Here is a 13,623-nt window from a genome sequence, read left to right as displayed (position 1 = left end):
CCAATAAATGCTGCCTGACCTGCTTCTCCCAATGCGCTTCCCCGCCAAACGGATCCGCGCCCTCCTTGCCCTCGCCGCACTCATCCTGTCCGCCGCGCCAGCTGCGGCGCAAGTGAACTGGCGGATGACCACCGAATATCCCGAGAACAACATATCCGGGATCGGGCTCAGCAGTTTCGCCGATCGCGTGGCCGCGCGCACAAACGGTTTCGTGAGCGTGACCAACGCCTTCGACAATCAGCTGAAGATCAGCTCGGGCGAAATGCCGCGCTCGGCGCTGGACGGCCGGATCGCCGGCGGCGACGCCTTTGCGGGCGCGCTTTCGGGCCTCGACCCCGTGCTCGGCCTCTCGACGCTGCCCTTCCTGGTACAATCGGTCGACATCGCTCACGCCGCCAATGCGCGCGCACGACCGCTTTACGAAAAAGCCCTCGCCGCGCGCGGCCTCAAGCTGCTCTATCTGACGATATGGCCGGCCACCGGCCTATGGTCGGACCGGTCGCTTGCAGGCGCCGACGACCTGCCGAAACTCAATCTGCGCGCTTACGATACCAATTCCAGCGAGGTGATGACGGCGGCCGGTGCCAACGCGCAGTTCCTGCCGATGGACAAGGCGCTTGTGGGCCTGAAGGAGCACCAACTGAACGCATTCCTCACCTCCGGCGACGGCGGCGCGGGGCGTAAGCTCTGGGACTTCCTGCCCTATTTCACGGCCATCAATTACGCGATGCCGGTGTCGATCGCCTTCGTCCGCACCGACGCATTTGCCGCGCTGCCAGAGCCGATGCAGCGCGAGGTGCTGGCGGCTGCAGCCGAGACCGAGCAGAGCCAGTTCGCGCTGCTGGCCCACCGCACGACCGAGAATTATGCGCGGATGCGCGACAACGGCGTCAAGATCGCCGAGCCAGCGCCGCAATCTCTCATCGCGGCGCTGCGAACGGTAGCAACGCCCACAATTGCCGCCTGGGAGGCGCAGGCGGGCGCGGAGGCCACCGCGATCGTCGAATGGGCCAAACAGCAATGAGGCGATGGGTCTTGACTTGAGACCCGATCCGACTAGCAACGGGCCGTCAATTTCAACGTGGGCCGGCTCCTGATGGCGACAATCTTCTTCGATCTCGACGGCACGCTGACCAACCCCAAACCGGGAATCACCCGCTCCATCCAGTACGCCCTGGAGCGGCTGAGCCTCGCAGTGCCGAGCGAGGACGAATTGACCTGGTGCATCGGACCGCCGCTGCATGCCAGCCTGAAGAAGCTCACCGGAACCGACGCGCTGGCCGACCAGGCGCTGCTGCTCTACCGTGAGCGCTTCAGCGACATTGGCCTGTTCGAGAACGAGGCTTATGCCGGCATCATCGACACGCTGACGACGATTGCCGCGACCGACCAGCGCATGTTCGTCGCGACCAGCAAGCCCGCTGTCTACGCCAGTCGCATCGTCGAGCACTTTGGCCTGAAGCCGTATTTCGAGCGCGTGTTCGGCTCCGAGCTCGACGGCACCCGCGTCGACAAGCGCGACCTGCTGCGCTACGCGCTCGATGAGACGGGTGTCGATGCGAGCACGTCCATCATGATCGGCGACCGCAGCCATGACGTCGTCGGCGCCCGCACCAACGGCATGACCGCGATCGGCGTGCTCTACGGCTATGGCAGCGAGGCCGAGCTCAGGGACGCCGGCGCCCATCACATCTGCGCCGCACATCCGGAGCTGCTCGGCCATTGCGTGGCCTAGGCGGTGACCGTCTCGACCGCCGCAAGCATTCCCGTCTTCGGATGGCAGTTCAGATATTCGAAGAACTGCTCATCCGCGGCCGCCACCGTAACCTCGTGATACAGCCGCAGCTTCGCTGACGGCCCCAGCGTCGAGAGATATTTCATCGCCGCACCGAAGATCTTCACGTGGGTCGGATGCGATTCCGCCCAGCGCTCCAGTGCGGCGAGACTTTTCCACCAGCTCTGGCCGTAGGATTTTTCACTCGCCTTGCCGTCAGCCGAGAGCACCTGCATGTAGCGGTTGGCATAGCAGCCGATCGCGAGCCCGTCGTCGCGCAGGAAATCCATGCCCTCGCGGAGTACCGGCTCGACATCGTCGAGATAGAGCTTGCGCTCCGACGCCTCGGTATCGCTCCAGTCCTGCCCGGAGCGGATCAGGCAGAGATTGTCGTTTGCCTGCACACGCAGCCTTGCACCATCGCGGATCAATTCCGGATGGCCGCCCGGCGACATTGGATCGGTCTGCGACAGCGGAATGCGATCGCGCATGCCGCCCCAATAGGCGTGCTCCTGCACTTCGCCGCTCATCCCGTCGGCGATCACGGCGACACCTTCGGGCCTGCCGAGCGAAGAGAACAGCGTCTCGTGCCGCGCCACCGTGGGACGCAGCGCCTCGATGAAGGTGCCGATCCCGTCGCGGTGCTTTCCAGTCCACGCCTCGCGTGCCCGCACAAACCAGGCGTCGAAACGCGCGATGTCATCCCAATACGCGACCGAGACAATGTTCGCGTGGCCGGCTTGATCGACATAGTGCGCACGGTCCCAATGCGAGGGACCACCCTCGCCGGCGAACAGTCCGGCGATTTCAGCGAGCGCTTCCGTCGCAGCCGCCGGCGTCGCCCCACGATACTGCACGCCGAAATAGGCCATCACGACACGGCCGACCGCGGGCTTGTAGCGGGCCACGAACGACGGATACGGCGGCTGGTAATCGTCCGGCACGCGCTTGTGGCGCGTGCGCTGGGTTTCGAGATGCAGAGGAATTGCGGACTCCATGATCGTGCCTCCTCTTGATCCCGGCGATCAGCTCGCTGCAGCGTTGATGTCTGTGGGCTCAATGGCGTCCACCGGCAGCGCAAACTGCTCGACGCGCTTGTACGGCTTCTTGTTGAGCAGCAACCGCGTGACGTCGGGCCGCGAATAGTGCCCGGCGGGATCGGCAGCATTCTTGGCGACGCCGATGGCGCCGAGGTCGATCTCGGCGATCAGCAGCCCCTCCTGGTCTGGCGCCAGCTTGTCGCCGATCTGACTGCCATCGGGCCCGTAGATCGCCGCAAAACCGCCGCCCACATGCAGCAGCGCGTTCTTGTCAGGCCGGTCGCAGAGCTCGTCGATCATCGCCTGAGAGACCGTCGCGCAAGGTGCGAGCACGAAGCAGGAGCCCTCCACCGCATAGACGCGCGAAGCGGCGTTGTTGACCTCGGCGCCGAGCGCCGGCGCGAAGGGATCGTAAAGCGAGAAACTCGGCCACGCCGCGACATGCACCTGCTCGTTCTGGGCGTACATGGCGTATTTCGACAGCGGCTGGAGATGCTCCCAGCAGCACAACGCACCGATACGGCCGATGTCGGGGCGCGCATGGACCGCAAGATCGCTGCCGTCGCCCTCGCCATAGACGGTGCGCTCGGCATGGGTCGGCCGCAGCTTGCGGCGTTTTGCGATCGTCTCGCCATCCGGCCCGATCAGCCATTGCGCCAGATAAAGACTGCCGCCGTCGCGCTCGGACAGGCCGATCACGGCCGTAAGCTTGGCTTTCCGCACCGCATCGCGCAGCTTCTCGGCCTGCGAGCTGTCATAGGACAGCGAATTATCGAAATAGCGTTGCACAAAGCCGCGGCCGATCGCCCAGGCAGGCGAGTCCATCCAGATGTGCCAGGGGTAACCGGGGATGAAGGCTTCCGGAAAAGCGATCAGCTTGGCGCCTTTCTCGGCCGCTTCCTTGATCAGCGCGATCGACTTGTCGATGGACGCGTCGAGGTCGAGCCAGGCGGGCGCCGCCTGCACCACTGCGACCTTGTATTTCGGATGTTCAATGCCCATTGCCGCCTCCATTGCCGGTTGATCCAGGACCACGTCCGATGCAGTCTATTGGGCCAAGCCGGGCGGCCGCGCGCTCGACCACGGCGGAACAAAAACTCGACTGGAAGGGATCGCGCCCCGGTACGGAACTTGCCTGCGGTCAGGCCGGATCTGCACCACCATGCGGTTTTGCTGGATGTGAAAGGGAGGCCTGCCGATGACAATCCAGTTCACGACAGACGGCAGCCCCGGCTACCGCCGGCTCGCCCTCTGGCAGGACATCGTCTGCGACGTCTTCGTCGGGCTCGACTGCAAGTCGGACCTCGGCAGCGCCTTTCACGGCTCGGTGACGCAGGCTTCGCTGGGCAAGGCCGTCTGCTCCGAGGTCTGCTCCGACCGTCAGCACGTTTTCCGCACGCCCTCGCGCATCGCGCGCTCGGATCAGGACTATGTTCTCGTTGCGCTCGGCCATCGCGGCGATGGCGGTGTGGTGCAGGATGGCCGGGAGACCGTGATCCATCCCGGCGAGTTCGCGCTCTACGACACCACGCGTCCCTATGAGCTGAAGTTCAAGGACGCGTTCTCCCAGACCATCTTCAAGGTGCCGCGCGAGATGTTGCAGCGCCGGCTCGGCGGCACCGAGACACTCACCGCGATCACGTTCGGAGCTGATGTCCCACTCGAGCGGCTCGCCTATGACTTCATCTTCCGCCTCTGCCAGAGCGCGGACCGGCTCGCGCCCAACAGCGCCGCTGCCCTGTCCGAGCAAGCCGTCGACCTGCTCGCGATGGCGCTGAGCGAACGGCTTGGCGGAACGTCGCTGCCGTCGTCGACCCATCGTTCCGCCCTGCTCTACCGGCTCAAGGCGCATATCCGCACACGCCTCGCCGACCCCGACCTCTCGCTGGCCGAGACCGCCGCCGCGCTCGGCATCTCCTCGCGCTACGTCAACGATCTCCTCGCCGACGAGGACACCTCGTTCCAGCGCCATGTGCTTGCGGAGCGTCTCGCCCAGTGCAAGCGCGACCTTGCCTCGCCGGTGCTCGCCCAGCGCCACATCAGCGAGATTGCGTTCGCCTGGGGCTTCAACGACCTCTCGCATTTCGGCCGCGTTTTCCGCGAGCATTTCGGAATGTCGCCGCGCGATTTCCGGCAGAGTCAGCTGCGGCACTGAGGGCCATTCCAGTCAGCCATCATTGCAAGCCTTCGTCCCAGGCGAAGGCATTGCTCGGCAATTCCAGATTGTCAGGTCGTGCAGTCTGCATCAGGCTAGCATGTATGAGGACTCACGCGACGATAAGCGGGTCGGAACTGCTGCTGGGCGTGATCGCAATTCGCCTCGCGGTGCTGGTCCTGGTGGGCTGGGGCCTGACGTTCCTGCCGCGGCAGGCCCGTGAGCCAGTCTGCGTTTCGTCCGCCACGAGGATCGAAACGCCCGCTCCTGCGACGACGATCGGTGCGCGCGTCGCAGATGCAGCATTCGATGACATGCGTCTGCACGACTAGGCCATTTTCCAAGCAAGGCGGGTATGTCAGCGCGCGGTAGGACAACGCGGCTGCTTGCATTACGATCTGCCTCCAAGGCCGCGCCAATCAATCAGCGGCCGTGAGGAGCAGTTCGATGGAATACCGACGCTTGGGCCGGTCCGGCCTCATGGTGCCCGCTTTGAGCCTTGGCACGGGCACGTTCGGCGGCGTCGGCCGTCTCGCGGCTTGGGGAACGACCGACGCCACCGAAGCGCGGCGCCTGCTGGACATTTGTCTCGAGGCCGGCGTGTCGATGTTCGACACCGCCGACGTCTATTCGCTCGGTGAATCCGAACGGGTTCTCGGCGAAGCCATCAAGGGCCGCCGCGACAAGGTGCTGGTCTCGACCAAAGCCACCTTCCGCTTCGGGGACGGCCCCAACGACATCGGCTCGTCGCGGCAGCATCTGCTCGCCGCCATCGACGCTTCGCTGGGTCGGCTCGGCACCGACTATATCGACCTGTTCCAGCTCCATGGCTTCGATGCCATGACACCGCCCGAGGAGGTGCTGAGCACCCTCGATGTGCTCGTGCGCGCCGGCAAGATCCGCTATGTCGGCGTCTCGAATTTCTCGGGCTGGCACCTGATGAAGTCGCTCGGCGTCGCCGACAAGCACGGTTTTCCGCGCTACGTCGCCAACCAGACCTACTATTCGCTGGTCGGGCGCGACTATGAGTGGGAGCTGATGCCGCTCGGTCTCGACCAGGGGCTCGGCGCCGTCGTCTGGTCGCCGCTCGGATGGGGCCGTCTCACCGGAAAGATCCGCCGCGGCCAGCCGAAGCCCGAAGTCAGCCGCCTGCCCCAGACCGCCGATTTCGGGCCGCCCGTGCCGGACGAACACGTCTACCGCGTCGTCGACGCCATCGACGAGGTCGCCAAGGAGACGGGCAAGAGCGTCTCCCAGATTGCGCTGAACTGGCTGCTGCAACGTCCGACCGTTTCGACGCTGATCATCGGCGCCCGGAACGAGACACAGTTGCGCGAAAACCTCGGCGCGGTCGGATGGTCCTTGACCAAGGACCAGATCGCGAAACTCGATGCCGCGAGCAAGGTGACGTTGCCCTATCCGTACTGGCACCAGCGGGGGACCTTCTCCGACCGCAATCCACCGCCGGTGTAAGTGCGCCGCACCTAGCGCAGATTGGCACGAAGCTCGCGCACGCCTCGCCCGAGCCGCTCGCGCAGCAGCGTGCGTAACGTCGCGCCGTCGACGTAACCGACCTCGGCGGCGATGGCGTCGAGGTCGAGCCCGCTGCCGTGAAGCAGGGACTGGGCGCGCTCGACCCGGAGATCCTGGAAATAGGATAGCGGTGATTTGCCGAGTACGGCCTCGCAGCGCCGCTGCAAGGTGCGTGCGCTCGTCGCCAATGCGTTCGCGGCCTTTTGCAGCGAAAACCCCTCCTTGAGGTGATCGCGCGCCCATCGCTCGAAGCGAAGGATGAGCGGATCGGCCTGCGCCAGATGATTGGGGATGATGTAGGGCGCCTGCGAAGAGCGGATGTCGGCAAGCAGATAGCGCGAGACCAGCGTCGACAGTTCCGGGCTCGCCTTGCGGATCAGCCAAAGCGCCAGATCGAGATGCCCCAGCGCTGCGCCTGCCGTGACGCCCACGTCCGTCGGCACCAGCATTCGGGATTCATCGAGCCTGACGTTCGGATAACGCTGCCGAAACAGTGGCGCGAGCCACCATGTCGTCGTTGCCTCGCGATGATCGAGCAGTCCGGCCTCGGCCAGAAGAAACGTGCCGATGCAGGATGCCGCGATCTGCGCACCTTCGGCGTGCCATTTGCGCAATTGCGCCTGCGCCCGAACGACGTCTCGGCGCTGGAGCGCCGCAATCAGCGGCTCGGGCCTGCCCGTGTTCAACGCCGGCACGACAACCCAGTCCGGCTTCAGGTCCGGCGATACTGGCAGTGTGGGGATCGAGAGACCCTGGCCGGACCGAACCCGCCGCCGCATCCCCACGATCGACACGTCGAAACGCGGTGTGCCGTTCGCGAAATTGTTGGCGAGCGTGAACGCATCGAGCAACACGGTGAGCCCGGTGTCGAACAGATCATCAAGCGCGAGGATCGCAAGACGCATGGCGTGAATGACCTTAAAGTTGGCAATTACGACGATACCGAAATCAGCGCATCGCGCCTACACCAATCCTGCGCAAGGTTGAAACGGCGCAGCTCGACATGGCCGAAACCGCGGCACTATCGCGTGGATAATGCCTGCTTTTCCGCCCGTCCAGCCGTCCAACCTCTCGCGGCGTAAATGACGCCAAAATTGTCGTTTCCGCCTCCATCAACGAGTCGATGGATCGGCCCACCCGATCCTCACCCGCACCTGGTCACAGAAGGAGATCACCGATGAAAGTCATGGCTGTCGCATCGATCACCAAGCCGCTCTCGCCGGAGCAGCGGCAGCAGATCATGCCGAGCGAAGTCCCCGCGACCCTCAAGCTCTATCTCGACGGCAAGATCGAGCAGTTCTGGTATCGCCAGGATGCTCCGGGCGTGATCTTCCTCATGAACGTCGAATCCGTCGAGCAAGCCAAGGCAACGATCGAAGCGCTGCCGCTGGTGACCAACGGATTCGCGAAATATGAATTCATGCAGGTCGGCCCCCTCGCCCCGCTCGGTCTGCTCATTCAGGCCAAGTGACCGGCGCCTCGGCGTCACGTCTCAGGCACAACACGCGTCGCCGCTCTTGTTCGGCGGCGACGCGACGACGACGGTCCGAGGACAGGATGGACACGTAGACTTGACAGGTTCGCGCGTGGCACGGCTCTGGTCCAGACGTCTCTTGAAAAGCACATCAATGACTCTGAATGCACGTCCCATCGGGAGGACACATGCAAAAGTCTATCACTTTCGCCTTCATCGCCTTGGTCCTGAGCTTGGCAAGTCCAATTGCCGGACATGCCCAATCCGCCAATCCACCGACACCGACAACGCATATCCTCGCGATCGGAACGCTGAACCCCGGCGCCGATCCCACGGCCGCGCGCGCGATCCTGCCGACGGAAGTCAAGGAAACCGTGAAGCTCTATCTCGATGGCAAGATCGAGCAGTGGTATTCGCTGCAGGGACGTCCCGGCGTCGCCTTCATCCTGAACGTCACGGACCCCGTGGCGGCACACGAGATGTTGGAGAAGCTACCGCTGGGTCAGGCCCATCTCATGAGCTTCGAGCTTATCCCGCTCGGCCCGCTCAATCCGCTGCGGCAGTTGCAAGGCATGGCGCCGGGCTCGCCGTAGGCGGCTTGAGCTGCATCAAGCCGGCCTCGATGGATCGTGGCATCGTGCGGCCTTGCGAGGCAGCCCGATGCGCCGATTTGCCATGAAGGCCCTGTTCGCCGTCCTCAATCTCGATCGCGCCGAGTGGACGCGGATCGATTGGGATCGCACCGCCATCGTCGTCTCCACGGCGGTGACGCTCGGGCTTGTCGCGCTCTACGTCGTCGGCAAGGCGACCTCACGCTGGTGAGCGTGCGAACGGCCCGCCGATCCATGCCTGTGGCGCCGGGAGGCCTGCTTCCGGCACAGGAACCGCCCGTGTCCTGCCGGGTTGCGATGGATAGCGCAATTTCCTAATCCGGAGAGCATTCACGGCTCGAATCAAGCACGCTTTCATTATGTCGTCTGTCCCGATCGAGCATGCCGACGGCTTGCCACAGCCCCAGCGCAATCAGGCGATCCTCACCATTGCGCTCGGCATCCTCATGGCCGTCGTCGACAGCGCCATCGCCAATGTCGCGCTGCCGACGATCGCAACCGACCTGAACGCGAGCCCGGCCTTCTCGATCTGGATCGTCAACGGCTATCAGCTCGCGATCACGATCTCGCTGTTGCCGCTGGCGTCACTCGGCGAGATCGTCGGCTATCGCCGCGTCTACCTGGTCGGGTTGGCACTGTTCACGCTCGCATCCGCCTTCTGCGCGCTGGCGCATACGCTGCCGTTGCTGACGATCGCGCGCATCATCCAGGGGTTCGGCGCGGCCGGCATCATGAGCGTCAACTCGGCCCTGGTGCGCTTCACCTATCCGCGCAACCTGCTCGGCCGTGGCATCGGGCTCAATGCGCTCGTCGTCGCCTTCTCCGCCGCGGTCGGGCCGACGCTCGCCGCCGGCATCCTCGCAGTCGGCAGCTGGCCCTGGCTGTTTGCCATCAACGTTCCGCTCGGCGTGGTCACGCTCGTACTCGGCCTGCGCAGCCTGCCGCACACGACGCCCGCGAGCCATTCCTTCGACTGGCAGAGCGCGGGGCTGTCGGCGATCACCTTCGGCGTCGGCATTGCCGCGATCGACAGCGTCGGCCACGGCGAGGCGCCGATCACCTGCCTCGTGCAGTTCGCGATCGCGATCGCCGCCGGCGCGCTGCTCATTTATCGCGAAACGCACATGAAGTCGCCGCTGCTGCCGGTCGACCTGTTGCGCATCCCGGTGTTCGGGCTCTCGATTGCGACCTCGATCGCCTCGTTCTGCGGGCAGATGCTGGCGTTCGTCGCGATCCCCTTCTACCTCCAGAGCCGCTTCGGCTATTCGGCCGTGCATATGGGCCTCTTGATCACACCGTGGCCGATTGCGGTGGCGTTCGCGGCGCCCCTCGCCGGCCGCCTGGTCGAGCACTATCCCGCCGGCCTGCTCGGCGGCATCGGGCTGACGCTGTTCGCCGGCGGCCTCGCCGGTCTCGCCTTCCTGCCCGCAAGCCCGACACCGCTCGACGTGGTCTGGCGGATGGCGCTGGCGGGCTTTGGCTTCGGCCTGTTCCAGACGCCCAACAACCGAACCATGATCGCAGCCGCCCCGCGCGAGCGCTCCGGCGGCGCCAGCGGCATGCTGGGCACCGCGCGCCTGCTGGGCCAGACCACCGGTGCTGCGCTGGTGGCACTGTTCCTCGGCCGCTATCCGGTCGAGGGAACCCGGATCGCGCTCCTCACCGGCGTTGGATTTGCTCTCTGCGGCGCCATGCTGAGCATGCTGCGGCTGTCGCCGGCGGGTGCACGCGGTGCCGAGCACGTCCGCGTGCAGGACGACCAGCGCCTGCGGGGCGAATAGCGGCACCGACCCTGGTTACCACGCCCCCAACGCGCAACCTGTGCGTGGCTTAACTATCTGTACGAATGACGTATTGCCCTCCCGCTCCGGTTGCGCTTGATTGGCGGCGGGGAACCAGGGGCATTTCATGCGTTTATTTGGAATAGCGGCGCTCAGCGTCATGCTGGGCGGCTGCGCGTCTGTCACGCGCGGGACAACCGAGAATATCAGCATCTCGTCGACACCTTCAGGCGTTGAGGCTGTCGTCAGCGGGATGGAGGTGCCAACCACCTGCACGACGCCTTGCTCGGTGGTCGTCAAGCGCAACGCCGACCTCTCCATCACCTTCCAGAAGGAAGGCTATGAACCACAGATCGTGCCGCTCAGCCGGGACATCCAGACCGGAGGGGCCGCGGGCTTCGCCGGCAATCTTCTGCTTGGCGGTGTCGTCGGCATGGGCGTCGATGCAGCGACGGGCGCGGCAACCGACCACAAACCAAATCCGGTCATCGTCACGATGCAGCCGTCGGCCCCTCCCCGCGCACGACCGCCCACCCCAAGGAAGCCGCGACCGCCGGCTGCGGCGGCTCCCGAAGCCGGCACCTAGAAGTCGGCACCGCGACGCAAACAAAAAGGCCGGCTTTTCAGCCGGCCTTTTCGATTCATGATGCGCCGATCAAGCCTTGACCAGCGGGCCCTTCGAGGTCGGCCCCTTGGAGCCGCCGGGGCCGCCCGGCTTGTTGGGCTTGCCTGGCGGGCGCTTGCGCGCTGGCAGCTTTTCCTGCTTCGGCGTGACCGGGCCCTCGACGAACTCGAAACCGATCTTCTCCTTGGTCTCGTCAGCCTCGTCCTTGACCAGGACGACGCGGACATGACCGCCGCCCTTGAGCTTGCCGAACAGCACCTCGTCAGCCAGCGGCTTCTTGATGTGCTCCTGGATGACGCGGGCCATCGGCCGCGCACCCATCTGCTCGTCATAGCCGTGCTGGACCAGCCAGGTCTTGGCGGGCTCCGACAGCTCGATGGTGACGTCGCGGTCGCCAAGCTGCGCTTCGAGCTGAAGCACGAACTTCTCGACCACGGTGCCGATCACCTCGACGCTGAGATGGCCGAACGAGACGATGGCATCGAGACGGTTGCGGAATTCCGGCGCGAACTGCCGGTTGATCGCCTCGTGGTCGTCGCCCTCCCGCTTCGAGCGGGTGAAGCCGAACGCCTGCTTGGCGAGATCCGAAGCACCCGCATTCGTGGTCATGATCAGGATCACGTTGCGGAAGTTGACCTGCTTGCCGTTGTGGTCGGTGAGCCGGCCGTGGTCCATGATCTGGAGCAGCACGTTATAGAGGTCGGGATGCGCCTTCTCGATTTCGTCGAGCAGCACCACGCAGTGCGGATGCTGGTCGACGCCGTCGGTCAGGAGACCGCCCTGGTCGAAGCCGACATAGCCGGGAGGCGCGCCGATCAGGCGCGACACGGTGTGACGCTCCATGTACTCCGACATGTCGAAGCGCAGCAGCTCGACGCCGAGCGTCGCCGCGAGCTGCTTGGCAACCTCCGTCTTGCCGACGCCGGTCGGGCCCGAGAACAGGTAGCAGCCGATCGGCTTCTCCGGCTCGCGCAGGCCCGCGCGTGCGAGCTTGATCGAAGCGGCAAGCGACTCGATCGCCTTGTCCTGGCCGAACACGGTGCGCTTCAGGGTCTGCTCGAGATGCTTGAGCACCTCGGCGTCGTCCTTCGACACGCTCTTCGGCGGAATCCGCGCCATCGAGGCGATCGTGGTCTCGATCTCCTTGATACCGATGGTCTTCTTGCGCTTGTTCTCGGCGACCAGCATCTGCGCCGCGCCGGACTCGTCGATCACGTCGATCGCCTTGTCGGGCAGCTTGCGGTCGTGGATGTAGCGCGACGAGAGCTGCACCGCGGCCTCGATCGCCTCATTGGTGTACTTCAGCCGGTGGTAGTCTTCGAAGTACGGCTTGAGGCCCTTGAGGATCGCGATCGCGTCCTCGACGGTCGGCTCGTTGATGTCGATCTTCTGGAAGCGCCGCACCAGCGCGCGGTCCTTCTCGAAGTGCTGGCGGTATTCCTTGTAGGTGGTCGAGCCCATGCAGCGGATCGTGCCCGAGGCAAGCGCCGGCTTGAGCAGGTTCGAGGCATCCATCGCCCCGCCCGACGTCGCACCCGCACCGATCACGGTGTGGATTTCGTCGATGAACAGGATGGCGTTTGGATGGGCTTCGAGCTCCTTGAGCACCTGCTTCAGGCGCTCCTCGAAGTCGCCGCGATAGCGCGTGCCGGCGAGCAGCGTGCCCATGTCGAGCGAGAACACGGTCGCAGCCGCCAGAACCTCCGGCACCTCGCTGTCGACGATGCGCTTGGCCAGGCCCTCCGCGATCGCGGTCTTGCCGACACCGGCCTCGCCCACGAACAGCGGATTGTTCTTCTGCCTGCGGCATAGCACCTGGATCGCGCGGTTGATCTCGGAATTGCGTCCGATCACCGGATCGATCTTGCCGTCACGCGCCTTCTTGTTGAGGTTGACGCAATAGGTCTCGAGCGCCTCGCCCTTCTTCTTGGCGTCCTCGGCACCCTTGGTCTCGGTCTCCTCGTCGACGCCGCGCACCGGCCGCGCCTCGGAGACGCCCGGCCGCTTGGCAATACCGTGGCTGATATAGTTGACGGCGTCGTAGCGCGTCATGTCCTGCTCCTGCAGGAAGTACGCGGCATGACTCTCGCGCTCGGCGAAGATCGCGATCAACACGTTCGCACCGGTCACCTCTTCGCGACCGGAAGATTGCACGTGGATCACCGCGCGCTGGATCACGCGCTGGAAACCGGCAGTCGGCTTGGCGTCGTCGGCGCCGTCCGTCACCAGATTTTCGAATTCGGTCTCAAGATAATTGACGAGGCTCGTGCGGAGCTTGTCGAGATCGACGCTACAGGCACGCATGACGGCGGCTGCATCGGAGTCATCGATCAAGGAGAGCAGGAGATGCTCGAGCGTCGCATACTGGTGATGACGCTCGTTGGCGATCGCCAGTGCACGATGCAGGGATTGTTCAAGGCTTTGGGAAAAAGTCGGCATTCGCGTCCTCTATGGCCCCCACCATCATGATCGCCATCGCCCGGTCAGGCAACAACAACCTTTGTCACATATAGTTATACAAGACCGCGGCAAAAGACCGGTTCCGCGACTCGATAGGCATTACGCGCCCACCGCATTCTCGATGCAAAACCCGTTCCGATTTGGGCAAAACTACCCATTTGGGCAGGATC

14 protein-coding genes are annotated in these 13,623 nt (G+C 64.7%); 10 read left to right on the top strand and 4 right to left on the bottom strand.

Features of this window, described 5'->3' with window-relative positions:
* Window positions 1-7: 7 nt before the first annotated feature.
* Both QA645_RS18805 and QA645_RS18800 read left to right on the top strand, forming a co-directional pair.
* The gene (locus QA645_RS18805; protein ID WP_283052124.1) at window positions 8-1,024 is read left to right on the top strand and encodes a TRAP transporter substrate-binding protein; all 1,017 of its coding nucleotides are present in this window, start codon (window positions 8-10) and stop codon (window positions 1,022-1,024) included.
* 72 nt (window positions 1,025-1,096) lie between these two features.
* A complete protein-coding gene (locus QA645_RS18800; protein ID WP_283052122.1) occupies window positions 1,097-1,735 on the top strand; it encodes an HAD family hydrolase in 639 nt (212 codons plus the stop codon).
* Here QA645_RS18800 and QA645_RS18795 read toward each other — a convergent pair.
* Window positions 1,732-2,772 carry a phenylacetaldoxime dehydratase family protein gene (locus tag QA645_RS18795; RefSeq protein WP_283052120.1) on the bottom strand — a complete coding sequence of 347 codons (1,041 nt, stop codon included), beginning with the start codon at window positions 2,770-2,772 and terminating at the stop codon, window positions 1,732-1,734. The genes QA645_RS18800 and QA645_RS18795 overlap by 4 nt on opposite strands.
* Window positions 2,773-2,799: 27 nt before the next feature.
* The gene (locus QA645_RS18790; RefSeq protein WP_283052118.1) at window positions 2,800-3,816 is read right to left on the bottom strand and encodes a carbon-nitrogen hydrolase family protein; all 1,017 of its coding nucleotides are present in this window, start codon (window positions 3,814-3,816) and stop codon (window positions 2,800-2,802) included.
* 196 nt (window positions 3,817-4,012) lie between these two features.
* On the opposite strand from QA645_RS18790, the gene QA645_RS18785 reads away from it, so the two are divergent.
* The 3 genes from QA645_RS18785 (at window position 4,013) to QA645_RS18775 (ending at window position 6,442) form a co-directional block, all read left to right on the top strand.
* The gene (locus tag QA645_RS18785; protein WP_283052116.1) at window positions 4,013-4,969 is read left to right on the top strand and encodes a helix-turn-helix domain-containing protein; all 957 of its coding nucleotides are present in this window, start codon (window positions 4,013-4,015) and stop codon (window positions 4,967-4,969) included.
* A gap of 104 nt (window positions 4,970-5,073) precedes the next feature.
* Window positions 5,074-5,301, top strand: a complete 228-nt coding sequence (locus QA645_RS18780; protein WP_254132037.1) for a hypothetical protein — start codon at window positions 5,074-5,076, stop codon at window positions 5,299-5,301.
* Window positions 5,302-5,416: 115 nt separating this feature from the next.
* Complete coding sequence (locus tag QA645_RS18775) at window positions 5,417-6,442, top strand: aldo/keto reductase (RefSeq protein ID WP_283052113.1); 1,026 nt, start codon at window positions 5,417-5,419, stop codon at window positions 6,440-6,442.
* 11 nt (window positions 6,443-6,453) lie between these two features.
* Here the strand turns inward: QA645_RS18775 and QA645_RS18770 are convergent, their stop codons facing one another.
* Window positions 6,454-7,407 carry a helix-turn-helix domain-containing protein gene (locus tag QA645_RS18770; protein ID WP_283052111.1) on the bottom strand — a complete coding sequence of 318 codons (954 nt, stop codon included), beginning with the start codon at window positions 7,405-7,407 and terminating at the stop codon, window positions 6,454-6,456.
* A 272-nt stretch (window positions 7,408-7,679) separates the two neighbouring features.
* On the opposite strand from QA645_RS18770, the gene QA645_RS18765 reads away from it, so the two are divergent.
* The 5 genes from QA645_RS18765 to QA645_RS18745 all read left to right on the top strand — a co-directional run bounded on the left by QA645_RS18765 (window position 7,680) and on the right by QA645_RS18745 (window position 10,954).
* Entirely contained in the window at window positions 7,680-7,973 is a 294-nt protein-coding gene (locus QA645_RS18765) for a hypothetical protein (RefSeq protein WP_283052109.1), read from the top strand.
* A gap of 191 nt (window positions 7,974-8,164) precedes the next feature.
* Window positions 8,165-8,569, top strand: coding sequence for a hypothetical protein (locus QA645_RS18760; RefSeq protein ID WP_283052107.1), 405 nt, complete (start codon window positions 8,165-8,167; stop codon window positions 8,567-8,569).
* Between the two features lie 67 nt (window positions 8,570-8,636).
* Window positions 8,637-8,798 (top strand): hypothetical protein, encoded by a 162-nt coding sequence (locus QA645_RS18755; RefSeq protein WP_283052105.1) that lies wholly within the window; start codon window positions 8,637-8,639, stop codon window positions 8,796-8,798.
* A gap of 148 nt (window positions 8,799-8,946) precedes the next feature.
* Complete coding sequence (locus QA645_RS18750) at window positions 8,947-10,368, top strand: MFS transporter (RefSeq protein WP_254132043.1); 1,422 nt, start codon at window positions 8,947-8,949, stop codon at window positions 10,366-10,368.
* A gap of 127 nt (window positions 10,369-10,495) precedes the next feature.
* Window positions 10,496-10,954: a PEGA domain-containing protein gene (locus QA645_RS18745; RefSeq protein WP_283052102.1), complete on the top strand. Its 459-nt coding sequence runs from the start codon at window positions 10,496-10,498 to the stop codon at window positions 10,952-10,954.
* Between the two features lie 69 nt (window positions 10,955-11,023).
* On the opposite strand, the gene clpA is transcribed toward QA645_RS18745, so the two are convergent.
* The gene (gene clpA / locus QA645_RS18740) at window positions 11,024-13,432 is read right to left on the bottom strand and encodes an ATP-dependent Clp protease ATP-binding subunit ClpA (RefSeq protein WP_254132045.1); all 2,409 of its coding nucleotides are present in this window, start codon (window positions 13,430-13,432) and stop codon (window positions 11,024-11,026) included.
* Window positions 13,433-13,623: the final 191 nt, after the last annotated feature.

The sequence above is a fragment of the Bradyrhizobium sp. CIAT3101 genome (assembly GCF_029714945.1).
Taxonomy (GTDB): domain Bacteria; phylum Pseudomonadota; class Alphaproteobacteria; order Rhizobiales; family Xanthobacteraceae; genus Bradyrhizobium.
Note: the sequence above shows the minus strand (reverse complement) of the source record. Positions and strands in the feature narration are given on the sequence as shown.

Coding starts and splice junctions, on each gene's coding strand:
- QA645_RS18750 (WP_254132043.1), top strand. CDS start 8,947: ATGTCGTCTGTCCCGATCGAGCATGCCGACGGCTTGCCACAGCCCCAG.
- QA645_RS18745 (WP_283052102.1), top strand. CDS start 10,496: ATGCGTTTATTTGGAATAGCGGCGCTCAGCGTCATGCTGGGCGGCTGC.
- QA645_RS18805 (WP_283052124.1), top strand. CDS start 8: ATGCTGCCTGACCTGCTTCTCCCAATGCGCTTCCCCGCCAAACGGATC.
- QA645_RS18790 (WP_283052118.1), bottom strand. CDS start 3,816: ATGGGCATTGAACATCCGAAATACAAGGTCGCAGTGGTGCAGGCGGCG.
- QA645_RS18795 (WP_283052120.1), bottom strand. CDS start 2,772: ATGGAGTCCGCAATTCCTCTGCATCTCGAAACCCAGCGCACGCGCCAC.
- QA645_RS18755 (WP_283052105.1), top strand. CDS start 8,637: ATGCGCCGATTTGCCATGAAGGCCCTGTTCGCCGTCCTCAATCTCGAT.
- QA645_RS18765 (WP_283052109.1), top strand. CDS start 7,680: ATGAAAGTCATGGCTGTCGCATCGATCACCAAGCCGCTCTCGCCGGAG.
- QA645_RS18760 (WP_283052107.1), top strand. CDS start 8,165: ATGCAAAAGTCTATCACTTTCGCCTTCATCGCCTTGGTCCTGAGCTTG.
- QA645_RS18800 (WP_283052122.1), top strand. CDS start 1,097: ATGGCGACAATCTTCTTCGATCTCGACGGCACGCTGACCAACCCCAAA.
- QA645_RS18770 (WP_283052111.1), bottom strand. CDS start 7,407: ATGCGTCTTGCGATCCTCGCGCTTGATGATCTGTTCGACACCGGGCTC.
- QA645_RS18775 (WP_283052113.1), top strand. CDS start 5,417: ATGGAATACCGACGCTTGGGCCGGTCCGGCCTCATGGTGCCCGCTTTG.
- QA645_RS18780 (WP_254132037.1), top strand. CDS start 5,074: ATGAGGACTCACGCGACGATAAGCGGGTCGGAACTGCTGCTGGGCGTG.
- clpA (WP_254132045.1), bottom strand. CDS start 13,432: ATGCCGACTTTTTCCCAAAGCCTTGAACAATCCCTGCATCGTGCACTG.
- QA645_RS18785 (WP_283052116.1), top strand. CDS start 4,013: ATGACAATCCAGTTCACGACAGACGGCAGCCCCGGCTACCGCCGGCTC.